The following is a 17,968-nucleotide window of genomic DNA, read 5'->3' as shown; positions in this document are numbered from 1 at the left end:
ATGCAGTCTTGGTCCGATACCGCACTCCCGTCCGTTCCCGGTCAGGGGCCGCCGTTGCGGCTGTACGACACAGCCGACCGTCAGGTTCGCCCCGTCACCCCGGGCGAGAAGGCGACGATGTACGTCTGCGGCATCACCCCGTACGACGCCACCCACCTCGGCCACGCGGCCACGTACCTCACGTTCGACCTCGTGAACCGAATCTGGCGCGACGCCGGACACGATGTCCACTACGTCCAGAACGTGACCGACGTGGACGACCCGCTGTTCGAGCGAGCCAATCGCGACGGCGAGGACTGGATCGTCCTCGGCATGCGTGAGACGGCACTCTTCCGAGAGGACATGGAAGCGCTGCGTGTGCTTCCGCCGAAGGACTACATCGGCGCCGTCGAATCGGTGAACGAAGTAGTGGAGTTGGTGGAGAAGTTCGTGGCGTCCGGCGCCGCGTACATAGTCGACGACGCGGAGTTCCCCGACGTCTACTTCCGTGCCGACGCGACCGAGCAGTTCGGCTACGAGTCGGGCTACGACCGCGCGACGATGGAGAAGTTCTTTGCCGAACGCGGCGGAGATCCCGATCGCGTCGGAAAGCGCAATCCGCTCGACGCACTTGTCTGGCGTGCGGAGCGTCCGGGCGAGCCCTCGTGGCCCTCACCCTTCGGGCCGGGTCGCCCCGGCTGGCACATCGAATGCGCGGCCATTGCACTCAACCGCATCGGCTCCGGCTTCGACGTCCAGGGCGGTGGCAGCGATCTGATCTTCCCGCACCACGAGTTCTCGGCGGCGCATGCCGAATCGGCAACGGGTGATCGCCGTTTCGCGCGGCACTACGTGCACACCGGCATGATCGGTCTCGACGGCGAGAAGATGTCGAAGAGTCGCGGAAACCTGGTCTTCGTCTCCAAGCTGCGCGGTGAGGGGGTGGACCCAGCGGCAATCCGTCTCGGACTGCTGTCCGGCCACTACCGCCAGGATCGCGCGTGGACTGATCAGGTCCTCGCGGATGCTCAGTCGCGCCTGAAGGTGTGGCGCGAGGCCGCGGCTCTCGGTTCTGCGCCGTCTGCCACCGACACTGTTGCGCGTTTGCGTCAGCACCTGGCCGACGATCTCGACACCCCGAAGGCGCTCGACGCGCTCGACGGTTGGGCCCGCCGCGCCATCGAGGGCGGCGGATCCGACACGCAGGCACCCGGCGAGTTCGCCGATGCCGTTGACGCCCTACTGGGTATTTCGCTTCGCTGAACCCCTGCTGTGCGCCTTTATTAACCGCCCGCGGTTAATAAAGGCGCACAGCAGTTTCTAGGCGTAGTCCAACGCACCTTCGGCGGGTGTCGGCACCCGGCGCCGTAGCGGCGAGCCCAATGCCCTCGCCAGATCCGTTCCGTCGTGCTCGGCAAGCAGCTCACCGTTCGACCAGACCAGCAGCGCGGCGCTGACAGCCTGTTCGGCCGTGGAGTGCGCGAGGTCGTAGTGCGCACAGCCGGGGACGTCTGCGTATGTGATCCACAGGTCGTAGCCGGTCATGAAGAGGTCCAGGTCGAACTGAACGCTCAAGCCGAGAAGCTCGCTGCGACCGTTGTCGTCGACACCGGCGAAGGCCTCGTCGAGTGCCAGCAGACGCGGGGCGTGCGGGTCGGCCGAGTCCAACATGACGTGCGCCGCGGCGAACAAAGGAAGGTGCAGCGAGACGGACTGCTCGCCACCGGACAGCGCGCTGTGCCGCGCGACGGTAAGACGGTCTTCCTTGCCCTCACCGCTGATGAGGGTGAACGAGAACACGCGCCATTGACGGTAGTCGAGCGCCGAGGACAGAATCTCCGGGTACGAGCGTTCGGGGTGCGCCGCGCGGGCAGTACGGATCTGCGTCGCGAAATGTGCTCGCAGAGTTGCCAGTTCATCGACGCCGAGGGCCGACGCGTCTCGATCCAGCAGCTTGGAGATCGCCCGCGAGCTGTCGTCGAGGTTGTCGGCGAGCACCCAGTGAACGCCGATGGTATTGCCTGAGGACATCCGACGCTCACGCATCTCGGTGCCCATCTGTGCGATCAACTCGCGTGCGTCGACCGTGCGCTCGTGGATCTGCTGAGCCAATCCCGTCAACAGGGCATCTTCGAGAATGCGACGCTCGGATTCGGTGAGCAACTGCTCCTGATCGCCGCGAGCGTCGTGGATCCGCGTTGCGAACTCGCCGATCGACGAATAGCCCTGATCGTCCTGGACTCGTACGACGGTCAGCCCATCCGGTGCATCCCACTGCAGACGGTAGTCCTGTCCGGCCGCTGCGAGTTGCGCGTCGAAGTCCTGCAGCGCCGAGGTCAGTGCCGTGCGGGTTGCCTTTCGGGCGCCGTCGGTGACTCGGACTGCCGAGGTCGCAGCCTCGAGCGCTCGGTACAACTTGTCGACGTCTTCGGGGAGGACAGGCGGGTGGGCCGCGTCCTCGCTGCGATCTTCGTTCTGGATGCGGTAGACCAACTGATCGGGGCTCATCCACGCCGCTGAACTGGCCGGCCAGCTCAGGTGATCCTTGACGCCCAACAATTCCAGCAAGTCGGGGCGAGCATAGGGTGCGAGTCGCTCTGCATCACTGCGGGTTTCGGTCAGGGTGTGCCGAAGAGTCTCGACAGCGGTGTTGTACGCACCCTCCGCCGTGCCGATCTGGAGGACGGCAGCGTCGTACGCCTTTCGCGCCGCACGCTGTTCGACCTTGCATTCTTCGATCTTCGCGCGGGCTTTTGCCAGGTCCAGGTCGATCTGCTCGGCGCTGGCACCGAGGGTGTCGCGCAGCGTCTCGAGACGCTGCACCTGCTGGAGCAGACTCTCCTCGGCGATGGCGGCTTCCTCGGCGAATTCCTCCGCATTGGCGCGTGATTCGTCGAGACGGTCGCGAGACTCGCGTTCGAGTTCGACTTCCTTGGCATGCTCCCGTCGGCAGCGCAGCGCCAGTTCCCCCTGCTTCTCGAAATGACGGATCGCCGCCGCGAGGGAGTCGAGTTCACGGCCGATATGCGGGGTCCGGTGCTGCGACGCCGTCGCTCGGAGTTGCTTTTCCTTCGCCGCGAGATCAGCGATCGCCGCATCGAGTTCGCGTTGTGCCGTTTCCGTGGCCTCCGAGCGAGTACGGAGTGCGCCGGCAGATTCGGTGACCGTCTTGAGTGCGCGCAGGATCGAACCTGTCTTCGGCAATTCCTTTGCCGCAGAGTTGATTCGGCTCAGTTGCTCGTTGGTCTGCGCCACCAGTGCCTTGGCCGTATCGACTGCCGCGGCAAGTTCTTCCAGAGCCGCGTCGATCTCGGCGATCCGAGCTTCGCGTCGACGCGCCCGTGCTGTGGTGCCGATGTACTCGGCATCGGCCTTGACGTGCCGACCACGCGCGACGCCCTGCCAGAAGCGGCCGTCGACGCCGATCGCGACGCTTGCGTCGGAGTCGCCCGGCGCCTCGACGAGACTGATCGACGCGAGAATGTCCTGTACCCGAGCGTCGGGTACGTCGGCATTGCCTTCGACCTCGAGGACGTCGGCCAGCGTTCGTCCCTTCGGACGCTGCTTGACGGTCAGAGCCGTCAGGAACTGCTCGCTGACGTGCTCGGGAATCTTCTCGTCCGGGCAGACCCAGCCGTCGAGCAGATTTGCCGCTTGGAGTGCGGATTCGATTCCCGTGGCCACGTCTGGTTCGACGGAATCGGCGAAGCGCACCAACTGCCATAGCGGTGCACCACCCAGTTCACTGCGGTTGTCGGAGCGTGCGTGGAAGGCAGGCGGAGCGTCGTCGTGTTCCGCGGAGACGGCCTTGCGCTCGGATTTGAGAGCCGCGATGGAGGCGTGTGATGCAGATATTTCAGCTTCGGCCTCACGTCGACGCTCGCGCAGCGTCTCGGTGCCGGCCTCGGTGTGCTCGGCGAGAACTGCGGACAGCGCCGGAGCGTCTTCGTCGCCGACCTCGGCGAGCGCCGCGTCGAGAGCTTCGAACAGCGACGTGTCGGCGCCGACAGCCGAAAACAGGGAGGAGTGATCGGTCCACCACGCGCGCAGCCCGCCGGCGCACTGACTGCGTGCGAGTTCCACGGCAGCTTCGCCCTCGAGTACCGCGGCCTTGGACGCTTCGAGCAGCTCTTGTCCACGGCGAGAGCTGTTTTCGGCCCGGGTTCGTTCGGTCGCCGCCTTCTCGACGGTCGCCAGTGCGGTGCGGACGACGCGTACGTCACCGTCACGCTCCTCGGCATGGCCACGGACGGCTGCCGTGATCTGGTCACTGCGTGAGCCGTCGGGCAGGGGAGTCCAGACGATGCCGGCGTCCTCGGCTGCTGCCTGAAGTTCGTCCTCGGCGCGCGAGAGTGCTTCGGCCGCACGCTTGACCGACGACGCAGCCTTGTCGGCTTCGTCGCCGCGTTGTGCGAGTGCGGCCTGCGCTTTCCGGGACTTGTCTGCCTGCTGCTCGGTCGAGAGCTTGAGCGTCGCGACGGCCTGGGCGAGGTCGTCGAGTTGCTGTTTGCCTTCGTACGCGCTCGAGCGTTGCAGTGCTTCGACATTGGCGCGCGCGTTCTCGAGCGCCTGCTCGGCCTGGTTGAAGCGCTCCTCGGCTGCTGCCCGCGCCTCACGGCTGCGGGTCTGGGCGAGCGACGACTCGTCCATGGCGGCAACACCTCTGGTGACCGCTGCGAGGCGGGTGCTGACCTGTTCGATCTCTCCGCGAGACTGCTGACGCAGGTACTTGGTGTAGACCCCGATGAAACTCTGGGCTGCCTGATCGGCGGCCGCGAGCCCCTCGAGCGCGCGGCCGACTTCCTCCATGTCGCTGAACGAACGCGCAGCTTCGAGGACCAACTGATCGTCGAGTGGACGGAGACCGTCGGTGAGTGCCTGCGAAAGGCCCTTCGGGTCGAGGTTCTTCGCGAGCTGGGGACGGCGAAGCGTGAGAATGAGATTGATCAGCTGGTCGTAGCGCTGCACTCCGAGACCGAACATTCGCGCGTCGATGGCTGTGCGGTAGTCGAGGGGACGGTCGGTGATGGAATCGCTGCCGAGTTGTTCGGCCAACTGCTTCTTGGTGAGAGGACGATCGTCGTTGCCGATCAGCGAGAAGTCGACTCCGACGCGGCCGTCGGCGACGAAGTACCAGCGGGTGACCTTGTCGTTGGTTCGGGTTGCCCGCATTCCGATTCCCACGGTCACCGACTCGGGATCTTCGAGGGAGCCGCGGCAGAACTCCATCCACACGTAGGAGTGCGCGCTGTCCTGGCCCCGGTAGAGCAGGTTGGACTTCATCGTGCGCTCTTCACCGGCGAACGGGTTGAGGCGCCGCGGTTCGATGCGGCCGTCGAAGACGAACGGGAACAGGACCTCGAGGGCCTTGGTCTTGCCGGATCCGTTGGGTCCCCGCAGAACCAGTCGACCGTCGGCGAACGAGAACTCTTGGTCTCGGTAATCCCAGAGGTTGATGATTCCAGCCCGAGTAGGTCGGAAGCGGGCGTTGCTCATACGTTCTCTACCTCTGATAGTTCGCCGTTGGGGGAAGGTTCGGGGCCGAATTCGTCGACCGGATCCGGTGCGGAGTTGTCCACCGCGAAGTCGATCTGAGGATCGCGTTCGCGCACGGAGACCACGACATCGCGGTACCGGGCAAGGACGGGCAACACCAGTACGCCGCCGTCGACCGCATGCGTCAGGCGTAGACGCTGCAACAACCCGAGCGCCTGCTTGCGCAGTCCGTTGTGATCGGCCTGCCACTGCGCCGCGAAGGTTCGCCCGAACTGGTCCACCAACTCGGTGACCTTGTCGGCGAGCCAGTCGTCGTCGATTTTCGGGTACGTGACGGGTTCCGGTGGCTCGGTCGGTTCGCCGGCAGGAAGCGGGAATTCTTCTTCCTCGTCGGCGAGGTCCTCGAAGATTCCAGCCTCGGGGATGGCGGCATCGAGTTGTTCGATCAGGTGATCGTCCGACACGTGCGGGATCGGAAGTTTCGGCAGTTCGGGAGCGTCGACGTCGAGTACGCGGTCGGCAATCTCGCCGGCCAGGAGAAGTGCCACCTGAGCGATCGTTCCGGTGCTCGGGAAGCGGACGTCGGAGAGTCGGCCGGTGGGATCGATCATCGCGATTCCCTCGGCGCGGCGCTCGGCCACCAACCCCGTCAGTAGTTCGACTTCCGACGCGGTCTTGGGCTGCGCCAACGCGATCAATTCGTGCTGATCGAGTTCACCGGCCAGTACGACCGGGCGCTCGACGAGTGCCCGACGTACTCGGCGTCCGATCTCTTTCGCGTCCACGGGAATTCCGTCGTCCTCGGAGGCGCTCGAGGTCTCGGCGGCCAGGAGTCCGCGGATGGAGTGAAGGTGCTGCAGGGCGCGCGGTGGACGGAACAGCGCTACGACGACGGAACGGTCGATGTCGTAGAGTGCTTCTCCCGCTTCGGGATTGGACGCCCAGCCGTTTGCGTCACCGTCGGCGAGGGCGATGGCGCCTCTGACTCCGAGCCAGCCCACTGCGTCGACGAAGGCGTCGCGGTCGGACGCACGATCGGTGGAGAGTTCGACGCCGTCGACTTGTGCAGCATCGGCCGCGACGTGATCCGCCAACTCCGACAACGTGATCTGGTTCCCGGCGCGGCCCAACGCGGCCAGGCACAATGCCAGGTAGGCGTAACGCGTGCGATCGAAGGTTCGCTCGGAGGCAGTTCGGGCCGGTGCCGACGGGTTGAGTCGATCCGACACCGTGAACAGGCGCGCGGTGGTCTCCGTCACCTCGAGGCGGTAGCCGAACAGTTCGAGTAGGTCGTCACGCAGCTCGGTGGCCCAACGGCGCAAGAGCGGCAACGCAATTCGATCCGGGTACGTCGAGGTGATCAGGTGGTTGGACAGGATCACTCGCGCCGCGCGTTGATACGAGTCGAGGGCAAGGGGCGTGATCTCGCGAGCTCTCATCGAACACTGACCTCGATGCCGTCGAGGTGCATACGCCCGCGGGCGGTCTTGATGGTGGTCGAACCGTCCGAGGGACTGAGCGTCAGCTTCACCCCGTTCTCACTACCGGTGGAACTCTTGACGCGTCCCACCACCGGAACACGCGCGGTCAGTGCTGCATTGAGCAGACTCAGCAAAACTTCGGTCTCCTGCTCGTTGAGTTCGCGCTGATAAACACCGTTCGACGCGAGGGATTGCGCCGCGGCACTGCGCGTACGTTGCGCCGCCAACTGCTCTTCGCGCAGGCGGCGGATGCTGCCGTCGTTGCGGGCGACTTTGCTCGGCAAGCCGGGTGAGGGCGGGCGGCCGGTTTCGGCGAGTGTTCGCGCGATCTCGACCGGCGGTGCCTCCCACCACGAACGTGAGTGAGAAATGATGTCGGCGTCCGGATGCACCATCGAGAGGTGGCGTGGACGGCCGAGGTCGAACACTGCCTGGAACAGAGCATGAGCTGCGTCTTCGGACGGCGTGGCGGCGAACCAGCCGGCGAGGTGCCGGAGCTGGCTCTCACGGCTGACACCGCCGCGACGGGTTTCCGTGACGCGGCGAAGGAGCGCGAGAACCGCGGCGATCGCGCTCATCGTGCCCTCACGCAGGCGTTCGGACTCGCTGATTCCCGATTCCGCAGAGACGAACCAGGCGGTCAATCCTCGCCAGCGCGCAGCCCAGTCGTCTTCGCGTTCGGTGATCGGGACGAACACCCGTTCGTCACTGGCGGCGGCGAGGCGGATCATGCGATCGACCCCGGTGGATTCGACGTGCTCGATCGCTTCCTTGAGCTTGGGGGCGTAGCGAGCCAGATCGGAGCTGAACTCCCGCATGTGCGTGAGCAGAGCGTCCTTGTGCGTGAGGAAAGCCTGCGGAGTGATCTCCGTGGTCCGTACGAGGTCCCCGAGGGTCAGATAGAAGTGCGCGGCTCGATCAGCCATGTCGGAGAGTGTCGAGTCGAGGCGCTTGAGCTTGCGGAAGATCAGATCGCCGTCGGAGCGTCGGTTGGCCTCGGCGAGTTCGGACATGTCTGCGAGCAGGTCCGGCAGAGCGAGACGCGAGAGCGACGCCGAGTCCAGGCGTGCGGCGAGAACGTCTTCGACTGATCGATAGACCTGGTATCCGGCCTGACCGAACTGGTAGACGAAGTGGCGATTGCGGTACTCGGCCAGCGTGGCCGCGCGGGTGCCGTCGTAGCTGCGCTCGAGGATCTCCCACACGTGGAGCTGATCCAACAGGGGAGTGACCTCTGCTGCCGACAGATCGGCCGCCGGATCCGATCCACCGATCTTCTCGAGGATGTGCGCGACGGCTCCGGCATGCAGCAGGACGGTGTAGTTGGCGCGAGCATGGTCGAAGGCACGAAGTACCCAGAGGTACTCGGCCCGTTTTTCCGCGATCGTGAACGAAAACAGCTTCAGTCGATTGGTGTCGGCGTACGCGGCGTAATCGGGCGCACTCGTTTCTTCCACCATGACAGGGTAGGCGAGAGACGCCCCCTCTTTTTCCTACGGGCGATCCGTAGCAGGGGATGCGGCGCGTCGCCACTGCGATTCGTTCTCGATCATCCATGTGAGCAGGTGCTCGGCCGCCGCCTCGTCGGAGTCCGGGCCGACCAGCAGATCGGCGAACGCTTGGCTGGGGGCGACGATGCGGATGCCGTCGCGGGTGAGCAATCGGTCGAAGGCAGACGGTGAGAGGGGAGCGGTGATCCACACGTCACCGCCGGATTCCACCCGCCGTAGTCCGAGAGCGTCGGCGAACTGATCGACGTTGTCGGCATGGAAGTGGGCACGTCGAGTGGGCGCGTACCGAGCAAAGGGTGCGGCGGCCACCGAGGCGGTACCGGCGTAGATGTGACCGCTGAGCTGACGCAGTTGATCGAAGAGTGCTTCCAACCCGTCCGGCGCGTGAAAGCCGTGAGGCGTCGGCGCTTTGGCCCCGGCCTCAGCCGCCCATTCACGAAGCATCTTCGGCCAGCGGACGTCACCGATCCCACCGCGGGGGAGCCGGGTGACCAGTTCGCGATCCGACAGTGTCTGAACCACCCGGTAGGTTGCTCCCGTCGATGCACCGGCCAGGCGCACCAAGGCAGTGATCGCCAGTGGCGCCGCGAAATCGGCAAGCGCACGCACGACGCGAGCTGACGGATCACCCGTCAGCTGTCCGGAAGGACGTCCGGGCCCCCGCCACGGATCGGCGTCGGCTCCGCGTCCACGCACCCAGACGGCGGGTCGATCAGCGGTCAACGACACGTTGCCCGTGGCGTCTGCGTACGAGATCGCGTGGGAATCGAGCTGCCGGCGGACCGGCTCGGACAGATATTTTGCGCACACGAAGCCGGGTTGACCGGTGGGGAAGCGATCGGCGATACCGGGAACGTCGCTGCTCAGGACACCGTGAGCGGCGTAGACGCCGAATTTGGCCACCGCGCCGTCAGGGGAGCGGAGGTCGAGTCGGAGTGGCGCCTCGGACAGGTCGGGGGAGCGCTGTGTCGACAAAGACCAGGTAGGAGGCAAATTTTCTTCGATGACGGCAACCGATCGCCGAAAAATGTCGATCGGCCGTTCCGGTTCCGACTCAGATTCGCTCATGTTCCAATGGTATCAATATCTGTCAACGACGGAAACATAGGATTTTCCGAATAATGTTCGCCCTGACAGCCTCGCGACAACGGTGGTCGCTTTCGCCGAGAAACTCACTACCTCCACAACTTCAAATTCGAAATTGCCGAGACCGATCAGCGTTGCTTCGGCATGATCAGGGGAGCGACGACGGCGAGCAGTAGTGCGGGGATCGGGAAGCTCGCGGCAGGCGAAGAGTCGTAAATCGGTGTCAGGGCCAGGGGAGCAAGAGCGGCGCCGCCGAAGCGCATCGCTTGGACGACGGACACGGCGCCGCCACGGTTCGGCCCCGCGGATCCGAGGACCGCCGCGTTGACGCCGACCAGCACGAACTGGCTCGCGACGCCTGCGACAAACCATGCGATCGCGATCACCGGCACCAAGCCGGCAAGGCCGACGACGGAGACCAGAACTGCTCCGCCCAGGGCGCCGATCATCACGGAGGAGCGTGCGCCGATGCGATCGATGAGGATTCCGATGCGCCGGGCCGAGAGGATGCCGGCCACGCCGAAGACGGTGAGCAGTAGGCCGCGGACGGTGGGGGACAGCCCGAACTCGTCTTCGAAGCGGAAGGCGAGCAGGAAGCTCAGTCCACCGAGGGCGCCCCAGCCGAGCAATGCAGCGATACCGATGCGGAGCACTTCGGGGCGTAATGCATCGCGGAGACGGGCGGGAGTGGTCGCTGCCGGTGCTTCGGACTTCGGAAGTCCGACGGCTCCCAGAATGCCCGCGACCACTGCGATGACGAGAAAGGCCAGACGCCAGTCGAATTCGGCCGCCAGTCCGCCGATCAACGGAGCCGACGACTGCCCTGCGGCCTGGAAAGCGCCGAAGGCTCCGAGGGCTCGACCCAGCCGTGCCTGCGGTGTTGCGGCCGCCAACGAGGCAAGCAGTAGCGGCGTGGTGAATGCGTTCGCGGAGCCCTGCAGTACCCGGGCGGCAAGGAAGATCTCGAGTGTCGGGGCGAGGAAGCATGCCAACGACGCGAGGACGTAGACGCCGTAAGCGATGCGCACCGTCCGAACCTTGCCCCACCGCGTCCCGAGTGTCCCCGACACCAACATCAGAGCGGCGAAGGGGAGCAGGTACGCGGTGAGGGAAGAGGCGGCCGCCGACGGACCGACCCCTAGATCGTCACCGATCTCGGGAAGGATCGAAGCAACCACGCCGCCGCCGAACGGGCCGAGGAACCCGCCGGCGTACAGCGCGATCAGCTGAAGCCGGAGGCGCAGTGGGCGCTGTGTACTTCCGCCTTCTTCTGGAGTGTTCTTGCTCACAGTCCGAAGCTGCCGGGGCCTCGCCGTCTGAGGTAGCGCTCGAATTCCGCGGCGATGGCATCGCCGTCGATCTTGGAGATTGCTTCGCTGATGTCGGTCTCGGCGTCTCCCCGTTCTTCCAGGGTGCGCACGTATTCGCCGATTTCCTCATCGTCCGCGGTCATTTCGTTGACCGCTTCCTCCCAATCCTCCGACTGAGCCGGGAGCTCCCCGAGTGGGACCTCGATGTCGAGAACATCCTCGACTCGTTGAAGGAGGGCCACTGTGGCCTTCGGGTTGGGTGGCTGCGAGACGTAGTGCGGAACCGCCGCCCAGAACGAAATAGCGGGTACACCAGCACGAACGCACTCGTCCTGAAGAACCCCGGTGATGCCCGTCGGGCCTTCGTACCGCGTCTGTTCCAGGTTGAATCGGGCGGCGGATTCACTGCTGTAGGCCGTGCCCGTCACCGGGACCGGTCGGGTGTGCGGAGTATCGGCGAGCAGGGCGCCGAGGATGACGACCGTCTTGACGTTCAGTTGGTCGATCAGCTCGAGCAGATCCTCGCAGAAACTGCGCCACCGCATGTTGGGCTCGATCCCGCGAAGCAGGACGATGTCGCTCTCGCTGCCAGGAGGCGAACAGACCGACAAACGTGTTGCCGGCCAAACGATTTCGCGAGTGACACCGTCGACCTGCCGGACTGTGGGGCGGTTGACCTGATAGTCGTAGTAGTCCTCTGAATCGAGTTCGGCGAGCGGCTGGGCATCCCAGATCAGCTCGAGATGTTCGACCGCACCGCTGGCTGCGTCACCGGCGTCGTTCCAGCCCTCGAAAGCTGCAACGAGGATGGGATCACGTAGGACAGGGATGTCGCCCTCGAGGCGGTCGCTGCTGTCGACGGCAAAGCCGTCAGGGCTCTCGAAGGCCGCGGAATCATCGAAATCGACCGGGCCGTCGGGAGTGACGGGGAACTCACTTGGACTCACCCACCCAGCCTACGGCCAGAGCTTGTCGGTGCGCCCACTACTCTGGACGGCATGTCTGCCCCATTTAACTCTGCCCTGCTTGATGCGCTGAAACAGCGCGTTGTCATCGGCGACGGAGCGATGGGCACCATGTTGCAGGCCGCGGACCTCACCCTGGACGACTTCCTCGGCCTCGAGGGGTGCAATGAGATCCTCAACGACACCCGTCCCGACGTGCTCAAAGACATCCACCGTGCGTACTTCGCCGCTGGTGCCGATGCCGTCGAGACCAACACCTTCGGTTGCAACCTGCCCAACCTCGCCGACTACGACATCTCTCACCGGATCCGCGAACTCGCGGAAAAAGGCACTGCTCTCGCCCGTGAAGTAGCGGACGAGATGGGACCAGGCCGCGACGGCATGGCCCGATTCGTACTCGGCTCGATGGGACCGGGAACCAAGCTCCCCAGCCTGGGACACGCACCGTACGCAGTCCTGCGTGACGCGTACACCGAAGCTGCGCTCGGCATGATCGACGGTGGCGCCGACGCCATCCTCGTCGAAACCTGCCAGGACCTGCTTCAGGTGAAAGCTGCAATCCTCGGCAGCCAGCGTGCGATGGAGCAACTCGGACTGCGGTTGCCGATCATCACGCACGTGACGGTCGAGACAACCGGAACGATGCTCCTGGGCAGTGAGATCGGTGCGGCGCTGACGGCACTCGAGCCACTCGGTATCGACATGATCGGTCTGAACTGTGCCACCGGGCCGGCCGAGATGAGTGAACATCTCCGTCATCTGTCCAAGTACTCCACGCTGCCGGTGTCGGTCATGCCCAATGCCGGCCTGCCGCAGCTCGGCCCCAAGGGTGCCGAGTATCCGCTGACTGCCGACGAATTGGCCGAAGCCCTCAGTGGTTTCGTCTCCGAGTTCGGACTCGGCCTCGTCGGTGGCTGCTGCGGTACGACGCCCGAGCACATCAGCGCGGTCGCCGACGCGGTTCGTCAGGTCGAGAAGGCCCAGCGCACGCCGATCCACGAGCCGAGCACCTCTTCGCTGTACTCGGCGGTGCCGTTCGAGCAGGACGCCAGCATCCTGATGATCGGCGAACGCACGAACTCCAACGGCTCCAAGGCTTTCCGCGAGGCGATGCTCTCCGCGGACTACCAGAAGTGCCTGGACATCGCCAAGGATCAGACCCGCGACGGCGCACACATGCTCGACCTCAACGTCGACTACGTGGGCCGCGACGGTGCCGCCGACATGTCGGAACTTGCCAGCCGCCTGGCGACGTCCTCGACGCTGCCGATCATGCTCGACTCCACCGAGCCTGCCGTGCTGCAGGCCGGCCTCGAGCACCTCGGTGGCCGCTGCGCCGTCAACTCCGTCAACTACGAAGACGGCGCCGGCCCCGAATCGCGTTTCCACAAGATCATGACTCTGGTCAAGGAGCACGGCGCGGCGGTCGTCGCCCTGACCATCGACGAAGAGGGCCAGGCTCGCACCGCCGAGACGAAGGTCGCCATCGCCAAGCGTCTGATCGAGGACATCAAGGGAAACTGGGGACTCGCCGAGTCCGACATCATCGTCGACGCCTTGACCTTCCCCATCTCGACCGGTCAGGAAGAGGTACGACGCGACGGCATCGAGACCATCGAAGCGATCCGTCAGCTCAAGGCTGCGTACCCGGAACTGCACTTCACCCTAGGTATCTCGAACATCTCGTTCGGTTTGAACCCGGCCGCACGGCAGGTCCTCAACTCGGTGTTCCTGCACGAGTGCACCGAGGCAGGTCTGGACACGGCGATCGTTCATGCGTCCAAGATTCTGCCGATGGCCCGAATTCCTGACGAGCAGCGTGAAACCGCACTCGACCTCGTCTACGACCGTCGTAGCGAGGGGTACGACCCGCTGCAGAAGCTGATGGCTCTGTTCGAGGGTGTCTCGGCTGCGTCGGCGCGCGAGTCCCGTGCGCAGGAACTGGCGGGACTTCCGTTGTTCGACCGGCTCGAACGCCGCATCGTCGACGGCGAGCGCAACGGCCTCGACGACGACCTCACCGAGGCGATGACGATCAAGCCTCCGCTGGCCATCATCAACGAGACCTTGCTCTCGGGCATGAAGACCGTCGGCGAGCTGTTCGGCTCCGGACAGATGCAGTTGCCGTTCGTGTTGCAGTCGGCCGAGGTCATGAAGGCTGCCGTGGCATTCCTCGAACCGCACATGGAAGCGAGCGACGAGGACGGCAAGGGTCGCATCGTGATCGCGACCGTCAAGGGCGACGTTCACGACATCGGCAAGAACCTGGTCGACATCATCTTGAGCAACAACGGCTACGAGGTCGTCAACATCGGTATCAAGCAGCCGATCGCGACCATCCTCGACGTCGCGTTGGACAAGAAAGCCGACGTGATCGGCATGTCCGGACTGCTCGTGAAGTCCACTGTCGTGATGAAGGAAAACCTCCAGGAACTCAACGCACGCGGAGTCGCCGAGAAGTTCCCGGTTCTGCTCGGTGGTGCGGCGCTCACGCGCTCCTACGTCGAGAACGACCTGCAGGAGGTGTACGAGGGCGACGTCAGCTATGCCCGCGACGCCTTCGAGGGTCTGAACTTGATGGACCAGATCATGACGACCAAGCGTGGTGGCGGCCCGGCGCCGGACAGCCCGGAGGCCATCGCTGCTCGCGAGAAGGCTGCCGAGCGTAAGGCACGTCACGAGCGTTCCAAGCGCATCGCCGAAAAGCGTAAGGCTGCAGCGGTTCCCGTGGTCCTGCCGGAGCGTTCCGATGTCGCAACCGACATCGCGGTGCCGACACCTCCCTTCTGGGGCTCGCGCATCGTCAAGGGAATCTCGCTGTCCGAGTACTCGGGGCTGCTCGACGAGCGCGCTCTTTTCCTCGGCCAGTGGGGCCTTCGCGGTCAGCGCAAGGGCGATGGTCCGACGTACGAGGAACTGGTCGAGTCGGAAGGCCGTCCGCGACTTCGGTACTGGCTCGATCGGCTGACGTCCGAGGGCATCCTCGCGCATGCCGCGGTCGTGTACGGGTACTTCCCGGCGATCTCGGAGGGCGACGACGTCATCGTGCTCACCGAGCCGAAACCGGATGCACCCGAAAGGTTCCGATTCACCTACCCGCGCCAGCACCGCGACCGCTTCCTGTGCATCGCGGACTTCGTTCGCTCGCGCAAGGACGCCGAGGCCACCGGGCAGGTCGACGTACTCCCGTTCCAGTTGGTGACGATGGGTCAGCCGATCGCGGACTTCGCCAACGAGTTGTTCGCATCGAACTCGTACCGCGATTACCTCGAGGTTCACGGAATCGGTGTCCAGCTCACGGAGTCTCTGGCCGAGTACTGGCATCGACGCGTCCGTGAAGAGCTAGTGCTTCCCGAGGGTCACACCGTCGCGGAGCAGGATCCCACCGAGGTTGCCGGTTACTTCGATCTCGAGTACCGCGGCGCTCGTTATTCGTTCGGATACGGCGCGTGCCCGGATCTCGAGGATCGAGCCAAGTTGGTTGCGTTGCTCGAACCCGAACGAATCGGCGTCGAATTGTCCGAGGAGCTGCAGCTGCATCCCGAGCAGTCCACGGACGCTTTTGTCCTGCACCACCCGGAAGCAAAGTATTTCAATGTCTGAGTTGTTGACCGAAGTATCCGAATCAACGCTCGGTGGTGTCCTGTGGGACATGGACGGCACCCTGCTCGATTCGGAGAAGCTGTGGGACATCGCGCTTCGTGAGCTGTCCCTACGCCTGGGCGGACCGATGACGGAAGCGACACGCGTTGCCGTCATCGGTGCGTCGAGCCCCTTCGCCCTTGCGACGGTGTTCGACGCTCTCGGCCTGGAGAAGCATCCCGATGCCATCGCCGAGGCGAAGGACTGGATGTACACCCGCGTCGGCGATCTTTTCGAGGACGGCGTGACCTGGCGGCCGGGTGCTCGCGACGCACTGTCGACCGTGCGTGACGGTGGTCTGCGTTCTGCACTGGTCACCAACACCGAGCGAGTTCTGGTCGATCGGGCACTCGGCATGCTCGGCCGTGAGTTCTTCGACCATTCGGTGTGTGGCGACGAGGTCCCCAACGGGAAACCGGCAGCGGATCCGTACCTGCGCGGCGCGCATCTGCTCGGACTCGAGCCGGCGCAGTGCCTCGCGATCGAGGACTCGCCGACCGGCACGGCGTCGGCCAGCGCTGCGGGTTGCGCGGTGCTCGTCGTTCCGTGTGAGGTCGACGTCCCCGCCGGCCCTGGACGCGTGTTTCGAGAGTCCCTGTTGGACTTGTCCATTCACGATCTTCACGACGTTCACTCGAGCGCGGCACGTTAGGCTGGATTTGCTGTGGCTATTCCGAAAATTGTTCTCTTCTACCAGTTCACGCCGTTGGCGGACCCGGAAGCGATCAAGCTGTGGCAGCACAGCCTGGCCGAGTCCAACAACCTGACGGGCCGGATCATCGTCTCGCCGCACGGGATCAACGCGACGGTCGGCGGAGACATCGAGGATGTCAAGCGATATGTCCGTGGTACGCGTGGTTACGAACCCTTCCGTACCGCTGACATCAAGTGGTCGGACGGCCTCGGGAACGATTTCCCTCGTCTGAGTGTCAAGGCACGCTCGGAGATCGTGACGTTCGGTGCCCCCGACGAGCTGAAAGTCGACGAGAACGGTGTGGTCGGCGGAGGAGTTCACCTGGTGCCCAAGGAACTACACGAACTCGTCGACACTCGCGGTGACGACGTCGTGTTCTTCGACGGGCGCAATGCCTTCGAAGCCGAGATCGGCCGTTTCCGAGATGCGATAGTTCCGGACGTCGCCACCACTCGGGATTTCGTCAACGAACTCGACAGTGGCAAATACGACCATCTCAAGGGCAAAGCCGTGGTCACGTACTGCACCGGCGGAGTGCGCTGTGAGGTGTTGTCTTCGCTGATGCGCTCACGTGGCTTCGACGAGGTCTATCAGTTGGACGGCGGAATCGTCCGTTACGGCGAGACTTTCGGCGACCGCGGCCTCTGGGACGGTTCCCTGTACGTGTTCGACAAGCGGATGAACATCGAGTTCTCATCCGAAGCCAAGACACTCGGCGTGTGTGTCGATTGTGGTACTCCGACCCCGCGGTACCGCAACCGGATCGACGGCGACGGCCGAACCCTCGAATTGCTCTGCGAGAGTTGTTCACCAGACCTCGAGCAGGACTGAGCTGTGCCCAAGGCTCCGTTGCCGATCCGAAACGGTCTCGGACCTGACCGGCTGCGGATGCCGGCGGAGTCGTCGGCGCGGACCGTCCTCGAGCACCTGGTCGGCGAGCATCCCGGGGAGCGGGACCTGTGGGCGGACCTCGTCAGCGCCGGGGACGTCGTCGACGAGCACGGGCGGAAGATCACGAGCCGAACGCCCTATCAGCCGACCCGGTTCGTGTACTTCTACCGCGAGCCGGCCCCCGAGATTCCGGTTCCGCACGAGATCGAGATCTTGTACCGCGACGACTCGATTCTCGTGATCGACAAACCGCACTTCCTGGCGACCATTCCACGGGGTGCGCACATCGTCGAAAGCGCAGTCGTGCGCCTGCGTCGTGACCTGGACCTTCCGGATCTTGCGCCAGTTCACCGCCTCGACCGGATGACGGCGGGTGTCATCGTGTTCACCGTGACACCGGACCTACGACGGCCGTACCAGGAACTTTTTGCCGAGCAGCGGATCGTCAAGGAGTACGAGGCGATTGCGGGCTTCGATCCGGAACTGACTTTCCCTCGCACGGTGCGCAGCCGCATCAACAAAGTTCACGGCGAGATGACGGCTACCGAAATCGCGGGCGAGCCGAACAGTGAGACCTCGATCGAACTGATCGAGGTGATCACCGACTCGGCCGGCCGGACGCTCGGGCGATACAGGTTGCTCCCACGGACCGGCCGGACCCATCAGCTTCGGCTGCACCTCAACTCGCTGGGCGTCCCGATCGTCGGTGACAACTACTATCCGGAGTATCTGCCCGCAGTGCCCGGTGACTTCTCGACTCCGTTGCGATTGTTGGCGCGAGCGTTGGAGTACCCGGATCCGATCACCGGGCAGACCCGCAGGTTCGTGAGTTCGCGCAGCCTCGACGCAGGCCTGTGAACACCGCTGTTCGTGGGCGTGTGAAAACCGCTTCCGTCCTCGTGAAAGAATAGCT

11 protein-coding genes are annotated in these 17,968 nt (G+C 64.6%); 5 read left to right on the top strand and 6 right to left on the bottom strand.

The features are described 5' to 3' along the window. Positions 1 to 1,242, top strand: coding sequence for a cysteine--1-D-myo-inosityl 2-amino-2-deoxy-alpha-D-glucopyranoside ligase (gene mshC, locus M0639_RS15000; protein ID WP_003946190.1), 1,242 nt, complete (start codon positions 1 to 3; stop codon positions 1,240 to 1,242). Between the two features lie 57 nt (positions 1,243 to 1,299). Here the strand turns inward: mshC and M0639_RS14995 are convergent, their stop codons facing one another. The 6 genes from M0639_RS14995 to M0639_RS14970 all read right to left on the bottom strand — a co-directional run bounded on the left by M0639_RS14995 (position 1,300) and on the right by M0639_RS14970 (position 11,693). Further along, a complete protein-coding gene (locus M0639_RS14995; protein ID WP_064074329.1) occupies positions 1,300 to 5,475 on the bottom strand; it encodes a TIGR02680 family protein in 4,176 nt (1,391 codons plus the stop codon). Next, positions 5,472 to 6,914 (bottom strand): TIGR02678 family protein, encoded by a 1,443-nt coding sequence (locus M0639_RS14990; RefSeq protein ID WP_042450991.1) that lies wholly within the window; start codon positions 6,912 to 6,914, stop codon positions 5,472 to 5,474. Before M0639_RS14990 ends, M0639_RS14995 begins: the two co-directional genes overlap by 4 nt. Continuing rightward, on the bottom strand, positions 6,911 to 8,416 hold the full coding sequence (locus tag M0639_RS14985; RefSeq protein ID WP_064074328.1) for a TIGR02677 family protein: 1,506 nt from the start codon (positions 8,414 to 8,416) through the stop codon (positions 6,911 to 6,913). The genes M0639_RS14990 and M0639_RS14985 overlap by 4 nt, the downstream gene beginning before the upstream one ends. A 33-nt stretch (positions 8,417 to 8,449) precedes the next feature. Then, on the bottom strand, positions 8,450 to 9,535 hold the full coding sequence (locus tag M0639_RS14980) for a helix-turn-helix domain-containing protein (RefSeq protein ID WP_019748530.1): 1,086 nt from the start codon (positions 9,533 to 9,535) through the stop codon (positions 8,450 to 8,452). A gap of 146 nt (positions 9,536 to 9,681) precedes the next feature. Further along, on the bottom strand, positions 9,682 to 10,842 hold the full coding sequence (locus M0639_RS14975) for an MFS transporter (protein ID WP_064074327.1): 1,161 nt from the start codon (positions 10,840 to 10,842) through the stop codon (positions 9,682 to 9,684). Then, complete coding sequence (locus tag M0639_RS14970) at positions 10,839 to 11,693, bottom strand: PAC2 family protein (RefSeq protein WP_223257810.1); 855 nt, start codon at positions 11,691 to 11,693, stop codon at positions 10,839 to 10,841. The genes M0639_RS14975 and M0639_RS14970 overlap by 4 nt, the downstream gene beginning before the upstream one ends. Before the next feature lie 168 nt (positions 11,694 to 11,861). On the opposite strand from M0639_RS14970, the gene metH reads away from it, so the two are divergent. Genes metH through M0639_RS14950 form a run of 4 tightly spaced genes read left to right on the top strand, consistent with a single transcriptional unit; the run spans position 11,862 to position 17,913 of the window. Further along, positions 11,862 to 15,431: a methionine synthase gene (gene metH / locus M0639_RS14965; protein WP_047270513.1), complete on the top strand. Its 3,570-nt coding sequence runs from the start codon at positions 11,862 to 11,864 to the stop codon at positions 15,429 to 15,431. After that, on the top strand, positions 15,424 to 16,122 hold the full coding sequence (locus M0639_RS14960) for an HAD family hydrolase (protein ID WP_007729900.1): 699 nt from the start codon (positions 15,424 to 15,426) through the stop codon (positions 16,120 to 16,122). Before metH ends, M0639_RS14960 begins: the two co-directional genes overlap by 8 nt. A 12-nt stretch (positions 16,123 to 16,134) precedes the next feature. Continuing rightward, positions 16,135 to 16,995, top strand: a complete 861-nt coding sequence (gene trhO, locus M0639_RS14955; RefSeq protein ID WP_042450983.1) for an oxygen-dependent tRNA uridine(34) hydroxylase TrhO — start codon at positions 16,135 to 16,137, stop codon at positions 16,993 to 16,995. Positions 16,996 to 17,052: 57 nt separating this feature from the next. After that, a complete protein-coding gene (locus M0639_RS14950; protein ID WP_047270562.1) occupies positions 17,053 to 17,913 on the top strand; it encodes a pseudouridine synthase in 861 nt (286 codons plus the stop codon). Positions 17,914 to 17,968 lie beyond the last annotated feature (55 nt).

The sequence above is a fragment of the Rhodococcus qingshengii JCM 15477 genome (genome assembly GCF_023221595.1).
Lineage (GTDB): Bacteria > Actinomycetota > Actinomycetes > Mycobacteriales > Mycobacteriaceae > Rhodococcus_F > Rhodococcus_F qingshengii.
The sequence above is the reverse complement of the archived record's forward strand: the minus strand, read 5'-3'. Positions and strand labels throughout refer to the sequence as shown.

Excerpts from the sequence above, each read along its gene's own strand:
- mshC (WP_003946190.1), top strand. The coding sequence starts at position 1 with ATGCAGTCTTGGTCCGATACCGCACTCCCGTCCGTTCCCGGTCAGGGG.
- M0639_RS14995 (WP_064074329.1), bottom strand. The coding sequence starts at position 5,475 with ATGAGCAACGCCCGCTTCCGACCTACTCGGGCTGGAATCATCAACCTC.
- M0639_RS14990 (WP_042450991.1), bottom strand. The coding sequence starts at position 6,914 with ATGAGAGCTCGCGAGATCACGCCCCTTGCCCTCGACTCGTATCAACGC.
- M0639_RS14985 (WP_064074328.1), bottom strand. The coding sequence starts at position 8,416 with ATGGTGGAAGAAACGAGTGCGCCCGATTACGCCGCGTACGCCGACACC.
- M0639_RS14980 (WP_019748530.1), bottom strand. The coding sequence starts at position 9,535 with ATGAGCGAATCTGAGTCGGAACCGGAACGGCCGATCGACATTTTTCGG.
- metH (WP_047270513.1), top strand. The coding sequence starts at position 11,862 with ATGTCTGCCCCATTTAACTCTGCCCTGCTTGATGCGCTGAAACAGCGC.
- M0639_RS14960 (WP_007729900.1), top strand. The coding sequence starts at position 15,424 with ATGTCTGAGTTGTTGACCGAAGTATCCGAATCAACGCTCGGTGGTGTC.
- M0639_RS14950 (WP_047270562.1), top strand. The coding sequence starts at position 17,053 with ATGCCGGCGGAGTCGTCGGCGCGGACCGTCCTCGAGCACCTGGTCGGC.